This window comes from Bacillus sp. N12A5, assembly GCF_026790125.1.
Lineage (GTDB): Bacteria > Bacillota > Bacilli > Bacillales > Bacillaceae > Bacillus.
On sequence record NZ_JALAMR010000008.1, the window covers coordinates 103,376 to 111,914 of the forward strand.

An 8,539-nucleotide genomic window follows, 5' to 3' on the forward strand; every position below is an offset into this window, starting at 1 on the left:
ATCATATGAGAATGCGCCACAAGCCTTGGGCTGATGACTTTTTGGCTGAAAACGCAGATATTGCCATCAGCAATCCTGCTGATTATAAAGGAAAATGGAATACAGTGTTTGGCAACGATAATCCGATTCATATCGAGGTTGGTACAGGAAAAGGGCAATTTATTTCTGGAATGGCCAAACAAAATCCAGACATCAATTATATTGGGATTGAGTTATTTAAAAGTGTCATCGTGACTGCCGTCCAAAAAGTAAAAGATAGCGAAGCGCCGAATGTAAAGCTTCTGAATATAGATGCGGACATGCTGACAGATGTGTTTGAGCCGGGTGAAGTCAAACGGGTCTACTTGAATTTTTCTGATCCTTGGCCGAAGAAACGCCACGAAAAACGGCGTCTGACGTATTCCCACTTCCTCAAAAAATATGAAGAAGTAATGGGGAAAGGCGGAGCAATTCATTTTAAAACAGACAATCGCGGCTTGTTTGAGTACTCTTTAAAAAGCTTCTCCGAGTACGGCCTGCTGCTGACATATGTCAGCCTTGATTTGCATAACAGCAATCTGGAAGGCAACATTATGACGGAATATGAAGAAAAATTCTCAGCACTCGGCCAGCCGATTTACCGGGCTGAAGTTGAATGGAGAACGTAAAACAGACTCTGACAGGAGTCTGTTTTTTTTATGGGCCGTTTGCTACCATGATGACAGGGGGGATGAAAATGGAAACCATGAAAATTGGAAACATCACGTTAACCTGGCTTGACGGAGGCGTGACGCATATGGACGGAGGCGCCATGTTCGGTGTTGTTCCAAAGCCGCTTTGGTCTAAAAAATATCCAGTTAATGAAAAAAACCAGATTGAACTGAGGACAGACCCGATTCTCATTCAAAAGGACGGGCTGAATATCATCGTCGACGCCGGGATTGGATCCGGTAAGCTGACTGATAAACAAAAGCGAAACTATGGTGTGACACAGGAGTCGAATGTGAAAACCTCATTAGCGGCACTCGAATTGACGGTGAATGATATTGACGTTGTCGCTATGACACACCTCCATTTCGACCATGCCTGCGGTTTGACGGAATACGAAGGAGAGCAACTCGTGTCAGTTTTTCCGAATGCAGTGATTTATGCATCGGCTGTTGAGTGGAAAGAAATGCGCCATCCAAATATCAGATCGAAAAATACGTACTGGAGAGAAAATTGGGAGGCTGTTGTAGGCCAAGTCAAAACCTTCGAAGATACCTTAACGATCACGGAGGGAATTACGCTGCATCACACCGGAGGCCATAGTGACGGCCACAGTGTTCTGATATGCGAGGATGCGGGTGAAACCGCCGTACATATGGCAGATCTGATGCCGACACACGCTCACCGCAATCCGCTATGGGTGCTGGCTTACGATGATTATCCGATGACCTCTATCCCGCAGAAGCAGAAATGGCAGGCATTCGCAGCGGAAAAAGACGCATGGTTTATTTTTTATCATGATGCCGAATATCGCGCGCTTAAATGGGATGAGGACGGAAGCATCAAAAATTCACTCAAGCGGGCGAAGAAGCTATAGCATATTTTTATGTTTACCCTGCATGATTTCCGGCTAATAATGCAAACCTAGTACTAATTATGCTCAGAAAGGAAGAGGCAGGGTGAAACAATTTACAGTAACAAACGAAGGAGACATTCAAACAACATTAAGAGGCCTTGAAGTACTCTCTGTTCCTTTTTTGAACAAAGGTGTTGCATTTACTGAGGAAGAAAGAAAAGAGCTTGGCTTAAAAGGCTTTCTGCCGCCAAAGGTATTAACGATTGAAGAGCAGGCGAAAAGAGCATACGAACAGTTTTCCGCACAGCCTGACGATTTGAGCAAAAATGTCTATTTAACAGCACTGCACGATCGGAATGAAACGCTGTTTTACCGCCTGTTAAATGACCATTTAGGGGAAATGCTCCCGATTGTCTACACACCGACAGTCGGAACGGCTATCCAAAGATACAGCCATGAATACAGAAAGCCAAGAGGGCTCTATCTGTCAATCGATGACCCGGACGGTATGAGAGAAGCATTTAAACAGTATAAAGATCAAAGCGATACGATCGATTTAATTGTTGCAACAGATGCGGAAGGAATTTTAGGAATCGGTGACTGGGGTGTCGGCGGTATCGCGATTTCCATCGGCAAGCTGGCGGTTTATACGGCTGCTGCCGGCATTGATCCGAGCAGAGTGCTGGCTGTCGTTTTAGATGCGGGGACAAATCAGGAGAGCCTCTTGAACGACCCGCTTTATGTCGGCAACCAGCATTCCAGAGTGCGCGGGGAACGCTATGACCAATTTATTGACGATTATGTTGCGCTGGCAAGAGAAACATTCCCGAATGCATTGCTGCACTGGGAGGATTTCGGAGCGAAAAATGCGCGCAGCATTCTGAAACGCTATAAAGATAAAGTCTGTACGTTCAATGATGATATCCAAGGTACAGGCGCTGTTTCACTGGCGGCAGTTTTATCCTGTGCAAAAGCATCTAAAGTGCCGCTGAGGGATCACAGAGTTGTCATATTTGGAGCGGGAACAGCAGGGATCGGTATTGCTGAACAGCTGCGGGAAGCATTGGTGCGCGAAGGGCTGAGTGAGGAAGAATCCTACCAGCGCTTTTGGTGCATAGACCGAAACGGGCTGTTAACAGATGATATGGATCAGCTTCTTGATTTCCAAAAGCCTTATGCCCGGCCGGCTGATGAGGTGAAGAATTATCAGCGGAACGGGGAAGGAGGAGGAATTGACCTCCTAGAAGTGGTCCGGCAGGCTAAACCGACGATCCTGATCGGTACGTCTACGGTTTCAGGCGCTTTTACTGAAGAAATTGTAAAAGAAATGGCGTCACACGTAAAACGTCCGGCGATTTTGCCAATGTCGAATCCGACAACTCTTTCTGAAGCGAAACCGCAGGATTTAATCGAATGGACGGAAGGCCGCGCACTGATTACGACAGGCAGTCCGTTCCCTCCGGTAGAATACAACGGCGTGACGTACCATATCGGACAAGCGAACAACGCGCTTGTTTTCCCGGGACTTGGTCTTGGAACGATTGTAACCAAATCAAAATTAATTACGGATGGCATGTTTGAAGCATGTGCCCGGGCGATCGCAAGTATGGTCAATGTCGGGGTGCCTGGCGCGCCGATGCTTCCGAAAGTAGAGGATTTACGGACTGTATCGGCAACCGTTGCAGTGGAAGTCGCTAAAACTGCAATGAAGGAAGGCGTTGCGACGGAAGAGCCTGAAGACATCATACAGGCTGTGCAGGACGCGATGTGGTATCCGGTATATAAACCGATTCGCGCGATATAATAAAAAAGAGCCGCTGCATGGGCAGCGGCTTTTATGTTACGCTTGTCCGTTAAGAGGCGATTGTGTCAATGACATCTACAATTTCCCCTGTTTTCGCATCCACCATGACTTCATACTGCTCTAATTCTCCGAAAGCTGATCGTGTAATCCCGGTTTTGTACACCTGTAATGTTTCTCCGTTCACATTGTAAGGCTCGGGCTGTGTGTAAATCCATGATCCGTCAATCGGGCCCCGCTGCTTAAAAGCGGATTTTACGATGTGAAGCGCTTTTTCTGAAGAAATATAAGGCTTCATTACATATTGTTTCACAATGACTGCCGTACAAATGCCAAGTCCTGCTCCTAAAAGAAGATGACGCAATTTCAAAATAAAGCACCTCCTGGTTGATCGTACTTTTCATTATACAGAAACCGCCAAATCCTGTTAAGCAATACGCGGCTGATCGAGCAGATTCGATCAGGGTGCTTGGAAAACTTGATGGTTTCTAATAAAATAAAAGGACTACATAGAAATGAGGGGAAAACATGAATCAAGAAACGAAAGCGCTTTTCCAAACACTGACGCAGCTTCCCGGCGCGCCGGGCAATGAGCATCAGGTTCGTGCTTTTATGAAGCAGGAGCTTGCCAAATATGCCGATGACATCGTTCAGGACAGACTGGGAAGTGTTTTCGGGGTGAGAAAAGGTGCAGAGGGCGCACCGCGAATCATGGTAGCAGGACATATGGATGAAGTCGGCTTCATGGTGACTTCCATTACAGATAACGGGCTGATCAGATTCCAGACGCTTGGGGGCTGGTGGAGCCAGGTGCTGCTTGCACAGCGAGTTGAGGTTCAAACAGACAACGGGCCGGTTCCGGGTGTCATTTCGAGCATACCGCCTCATCTGCTGACAGATGCACAGCGAAACCGCCCAATGGAAATCAAAAACATGATGATCGATATCGGAGCGGATGATAAAGAAGATGCCATTAAAATCGGCATAAAGCCGGGACAGCAGATTGTGCCTGTCTGCCCGTTTACGACGATGGCGAACGAAAAGAAGATTTTATCAAAAGCGTGGGATAACCGGTACGGATGCGGCTTGAGCATTGAACTTTTAAAGGAATTGCACGGAAAAGAACTGCCGAACACACTCTATGCGGGTGCAACGGTTCAGGAAGAAGTAGGACTGAGGGGCGCGCAGACGGCTTCCCATATGATTAAACCGGACTTGTTTTTTGCCCTTGACGCCAGCCCGGCAAACGATATGAGCGGCGACAAAAACGAATTTGGCCAGCTAGGAAAAGGCTTTTTGCTCCGCATTCTTGACAGAACGACAGTCATGCACCGCGGAATGAGAGAATTTGTTCTTGATATGGCGGAAACACACTGCATTCCATATCAATATTTTGTATCCGGCGGGGGAACAGATGCCGGCAGAGTTCATATTTCGAACAGCGGCGTTCCGTCAGCAGTTATCGGAATTTGTTCCCGCTATATTCATACGAACGCTTCTATCATTCATATTGATGATTATGCTGCAGCGAAAGAAATGCTCATCAAACTTGTGACAGCCTGCGATAAGCAAACGGTTGCTGCGATTAAAGAAAATATGTAAGGTGTCATAAAAAGCTTGTTGAACGAGGCAGTAAGCCCTGAACGACAAGCTTTTTTCTTATTCTGCTTCAAATACATAGGAAAGGGCCTTGATGGCTTGGTTCACGGTTTCAACTGTTATATTTGCTTTGTTGGAAAGCTCTTTTAAAGGATGGTGGAGCGATTCCGGCCGAATGATAATCAGGGGTTTTCCTTTTGCGAGTGCATATGATGCATCCATTGCCGTATTCCACTGTTTGTATTTTTCGCCAAACAGGGCGATCACAAAGTCTGCTTTATTCATCAGGACGGCGGTTCTGAAGTTGTTGATGTCAGAGGCCTTGTCATCCTTCAAAACGGCATTTGGCTGAACGCCCATTATTTCTTCTCCGATATTGTCTGAGCGGTCATGATTCTCCATCGGGCCGACAAACGTAATCGGCAGCTTCAGTGATTTTGTTTTCTCTTTGATTTCTTCGCGCCAATTGCTGTGGATTTCTCCTGCTAAATAGACGATAAACTCCATGCTGAATCCCTCCTTATGTATATCCATCTGTCAATTTTACCCTCATGTACACGATGTTAAACGAAACGAGCTTGATAATGCAAATAAAATATGATAATGATAATGGGAAAGCCAATCTTACATATTCATTCGTTGCATATAAGTGGTTTTGCCGCAAGCAGTTTGGTATGATCCAAATGGACGAGTATCGATAAAACAACATGTAAGAACATAAAACAACTGGAGGGATATGAAATGAAAAAAATCGAATCAATTCAAGAGCTGGAAAAAGCGGTAAAGGATGATTGGGCGGTATTTATGTTTTCAGCCGACTGGTGCCCGGATTGCCGTTTTGTAGAGCCTTTTCTGCCTGAACTGGAAGCGAACTTCCCTGAATTCACTTACTACTACGTAGACCGCGACAAATTCATTGATACGTGTGCAGAGTGGGAAATTTACGGAATCCCAAGCTTTGTGGTGTTTAATGAAGGAAAAGAAGTCAATCGTTTTGTGAGCAAAGACCGGAAAACAAAAGAAGAAATAGAACAGTTTTTAACTGACTCTCTCGCTAAAGCGTAAAGGAGGACATCGGTTTGAAAATGACCTCAAGGAAGCTGTCAGATATACTGAAACAGCGCCTCCAGCACGAGAATCGCTCCTTTCTGTTTGACAGAGAAAAAGACACCCTCCGTGTTGAGGATCAAACGACCAAAAAAGGGATTACGCTCGACTTGCCGCCGATTATTGCAAAATGGGAACTGAAAAAAGATGAAGCCATTGATGAAATTGTGTACTATGTCTCCGAAGCAATGACGGCAATGGAAGGAAAGGCTCAGGAAATGACCGGAAAAGAAAGCCGCATTTACCCGGTCATCCGCTCGACTTCCTTCCCGGACAAGTCCAGCGAAGATATTCCGCTTATTTATGACGATCATACCGCAGAAACAAGAATTTATTACGCACTTGATCTCGGGAAAACCTACCGTTTAATTGACCAGCGCATGCTTGAGAAAGAAAACTGGACAAAGGAGCGGATCAGAGAGACGGCTGCATTTAATCTCCGTTCCCTGCCGACAGTTGTCAAAGAGGATACGGTTGCCGGCAATCTCTTTTATTTCTTCAGGGCAAACGACGGTTACGACGCCAGCCGGATTCTCAACGAAGCGATTTTAAATGAGTACAAGCAGCAGGCAGAAGGTGAATTGGCAATCTCTGTTCCGCATCAGGACGTTTTGATTCTTGCTGACATCCGGAATGAATCGGGGTATGATATTCTAGGACAAATGTCGATGAGCTTCTTTGCAGGCGGCACTGTTCCGATTACCGCACTGTCATTTTTGTACAATGAAGGAAAGCTGGAACCGGTGTTTATCCTGGCGAAAAGCCGTCCGAAAAAGGATTAGAAAGGATTTTTACTTATGAACGCTTTTTATAATAAAGAAGGTGTGGGAGACACGCTCCTTATCTCTCTTCAAGATGTGACACGCGAACAAATAGGCTATGAAAAGCACGGCGACGTCGTCAAAATCTTCAATAACGAAACAAAGGAAACAACGGGCTTCAACATTTTTAATGCGTCTTCTTACTTGACAATTGATGAGAACGGCCCTGTTGCGCTCTCAGAAACATTCGTGCAAGATGTGAATGAGATCCTAAACAGAAACGGCGTTGAAGAAACATTAGTCGTTGATTTATCTCCGAAGTTTGTTGTCGGATATGTCGAATCGAAAGAAAAACATCCAAATGCGGATAAATTAAGCGTATGTAAAGTCAATGTAGGAGAAGAAACGCTTCAGATTGTCTGCGGCGCGCCTAACGTTGACCAAGGCCAAAAAGTTGTCGTTGCCAAAGTCGGTGCCGTAATGCCGAGCGGACTTGTCATCAAGGATGCAGAGCTTCGCGGCGTTCCGTCAAGCGGAATGATCTGCTCAGCGAAAGAACTCGATTTGCCGGATGCCCCTGCTGAAAAAGGAATCCTTGTGTTAGAAGGAGACTATGTGGCGGGAGACGCATTTGAATTTTAGACTCCCATAAATCCGCCCAAAAAAACGAATCATGTGAAAAGCCGCTAAGCCCTTGTTTAGCGGCTTTGTTTTGCTGAAAAGCTTAATCTTTTCTGGGCGGACCAGCAGTGGTATACTAAAAATCGTCCCAGAAAACTATAAGGGAGTTAGAGATAAATTATGAGTTGGCTTCATAAATTTTTTGATTTGTTTTTAGGCGAGAGCGAAGAGGATGCTGAACAGGAGAAAAAACCTGCTCAAATTCCGCAGCAGCAAGAAGTGCATCACCCTGAAGGACAACTAAAAAGATTGGAAGATCCTAAAATATATTATGAATATCCAAAAGGCAAGTTCCGTTTTCCAGTCGTCCCTGACGGATACAAAAACCATGACCTGAGAAGACGGCGCGCACCATCGGACGAACCGAAATCCGCACCGCGTCCAAGTGCCGCACCATACAGAGAACGTCCCAAAAATGAAAAAGAGCAGCATACATATCAAACGTCAGAGCCGGCGAAGAAACCGTTTAAACCGACAAATATCCCTTCTCCTATATATGGATTCAACCAAAAGCCATCCGTCAAAAAGAATGTGCCGAAACAGCCTTCTGACGAGACATTGAAGGCACCGGACAAATCTGTAAAAGAGAAGGTAACACTGCTGTCAGAAGAAATCGAACGCGAACAAGGCTATCCTGCTCCAGACAGACCGGCGCAGTACAAAAAGGAAGGGCCCATCTTTCCGGATACCGCGTTTAAAGAACAGCCTTCTGGCGTCTTAAACAGAAAGACTGCAGAGCCTGATGAAGCACTGGCACAGCGCTCAGCTGAGCCGCAAGAAAACAAAGCATCATCTTTTTTCGGCGTTCAACAGCCGGAAAAAGAAGAGTCTTTCTTTCCTGCTGAACATGCTGAAGAGCAAACAGGATCTGAGACGGTGGCGGAGGCACAAGAGGACCTTTCAGGCAGTAAAGTAATGCATGAAACGGTTGTGGCTCAAGAAGAACAATGGGAACAACAGTCAGAGAAATTGGAAGAGCCTGTCCTCCGCGCTGAACATGATGAAGAGCAAACAGGATCTGAGGCTGAAGAAACAGAAGACCCGTCA

The 8,539-nt window shown here is 45.8% G+C and carries 10 protein-coding genes and 1 pseudogene; 9 read left to right on the forward strand and 2 right to left on the reverse strand.

From position 1 onward, the window contains the following. The first annotated feature begins 5 nt into the window (after window positions 1-5). The 3 genes from trmB (at window position 6) to MOC09_RS09900 (ending at window position 3,347) form a co-directional block, all read left to right on the forward strand. Window positions 6-647: a tRNA (guanosine(46)-N7)-methyltransferase TrmB gene (gene trmB / locus MOC09_RS09890; RefSeq protein WP_268361169.1), complete on the forward strand. Its 642-nt coding sequence runs from the start codon at window positions 6-8 to the stop codon at window positions 645-647. A 68-nt stretch (window positions 648-715) separates the two neighbouring features. Continuing rightward, window positions 716-1,564 (forward strand): YtnP family quorum-quenching lactonase, encoded by an 849-nt coding sequence (locus MOC09_RS09895; RefSeq protein ID WP_268361167.1) that lies wholly within the window; start codon window positions 716-718, stop codon window positions 1,562-1,564. Window positions 1,565-1,646: 82 nt separating this feature from the next. After that, window positions 1,647-3,347 carry an NAD-dependent malic enzyme gene (locus MOC09_RS09900; protein ID WP_268361165.1) on the forward strand — a complete coding sequence of 567 codons (1,701 nt, stop codon included), beginning with the start codon at window positions 1,647-1,649 and terminating at the stop codon, window positions 3,345-3,347. Between the two features lie 49 nt (window positions 3,348-3,396). On the opposite strand, the gene MOC09_RS09905 is transcribed toward MOC09_RS09900, so the two are convergent. Continuing rightward, window positions 3,397-3,714, reverse strand: coding sequence for a PepSY domain-containing protein (locus MOC09_RS09905; protein WP_268361164.1), 318 nt, complete (start codon window positions 3,712-3,714; stop codon window positions 3,397-3,399). Between the two features lie 158 nt (window positions 3,715-3,872). On the opposite strand from MOC09_RS09905, the gene MOC09_RS09910 reads away from it, so the two are divergent. Then, complete coding sequence (locus MOC09_RS09910) at window positions 3,873-4,946, forward strand: M42 family metallopeptidase (protein ID WP_268370399.1); 1,074 nt, start codon at window positions 3,873-3,875, stop codon at window positions 4,944-4,946. A 57-nt stretch (window positions 4,947-5,003) separates the two neighbouring features. Here the strand turns inward: MOC09_RS09910 and MOC09_RS09915 are convergent, their stop codons facing one another. After that, window positions 5,004-5,450 carry a YtoQ family protein gene (locus tag MOC09_RS09915; RefSeq protein ID WP_268370401.1) on the reverse strand — a complete coding sequence of 149 codons (447 nt, stop codon included), beginning with the start codon at window positions 5,448-5,450 and terminating at the stop codon, window positions 5,004-5,006. Window positions 5,451-5,527: 77 nt separating this feature from the next. Here MOC09_RS09915 and MOC09_RS09920 point away from each other — a divergent pair, with 77 nt between their 5' ends. The 5 genes and pseudogenes from MOC09_RS09920 to MOC09_RS09940 form a co-directional block, all read left to right on the forward strand. Continuing rightward, window positions 5,528-5,644: a hypothetical protein gene (locus tag MOC09_RS09920; RefSeq protein WP_268361158.1), complete on the forward strand. Its 117-nt coding sequence runs from the start codon at window positions 5,528-5,530 to the stop codon at window positions 5,642-5,644. 40 nt (window positions 5,645-5,684) lie between these two features. Beyond that, entirely contained in the window at window positions 5,685-6,008 is a 324-nt protein-coding gene (locus tag MOC09_RS09925; RefSeq protein ID WP_268361156.1) for a thioredoxin family protein, read from the forward strand. Window positions 6,009-6,022: 14 nt separating this feature from the next. Then, window positions 6,023-6,832: a DUF1444 domain-containing protein gene (locus MOC09_RS09930; RefSeq protein WP_268361154.1), complete on the forward strand. Its 810-nt coding sequence runs from the start codon at window positions 6,023-6,025 to the stop codon at window positions 6,830-6,832. Window positions 6,833-6,847: 15 nt separating this feature from the next. Continuing rightward, the gene (gene ytpR, locus MOC09_RS09935; RefSeq protein ID WP_268361152.1) at window positions 6,848-7,453 is read left to right on the forward strand and encodes a YtpR family tRNA-binding protein; all 606 of its coding nucleotides are present in this window, start codon (window positions 6,848-6,850) and stop codon (window positions 7,451-7,453) included. A gap of 159 nt (window positions 7,454-7,612) precedes the next feature. Beyond that, window positions 7,613-8,539, forward strand: a pseudogene (locus tag MOC09_RS09940) (cell division protein FtsK); the annotation flags it as partial.

Coding starts and splice junctions, on each gene's coding strand:
- trmB (WP_268361169.1), top strand. CDS start 6: ATGAGAATGCGCCACAAGCCTTGGGCTGATGACTTTTTGGCTGAAAAC.
- MOC09_RS09925 (WP_268361156.1), top strand. CDS start 5,685: ATGAAAAAAATCGAATCAATTCAAGAGCTGGAAAAAGCGGTAAAGGAT.
- MOC09_RS09915 (WP_268370401.1), bottom strand. CDS start 5,450: ATGGAGTTTATCGTCTATTTAGCAGGAGAAATCCACAGCAATTGGCGC.
- ytpR (WP_268361152.1), top strand. CDS start 6,848: ATGAACGCTTTTTATAATAAAGAAGGTGTGGGAGACACGCTCCTTATC.
- MOC09_RS09895 (WP_268361167.1), top strand. CDS start 716: ATGGAAACCATGAAAATTGGAAACATCACGTTAACCTGGCTTGACGGA.
- MOC09_RS09920 (WP_268361158.1), top strand. CDS start 5,528: ATGCAAATAAAATATGATAATGATAATGGGAAAGCCAATCTTACATAT.
- MOC09_RS09910 (WP_268370399.1), top strand. CDS start 3,873: ATGAATCAAGAAACGAAAGCGCTTTTCCAAACACTGACGCAGCTTCCC.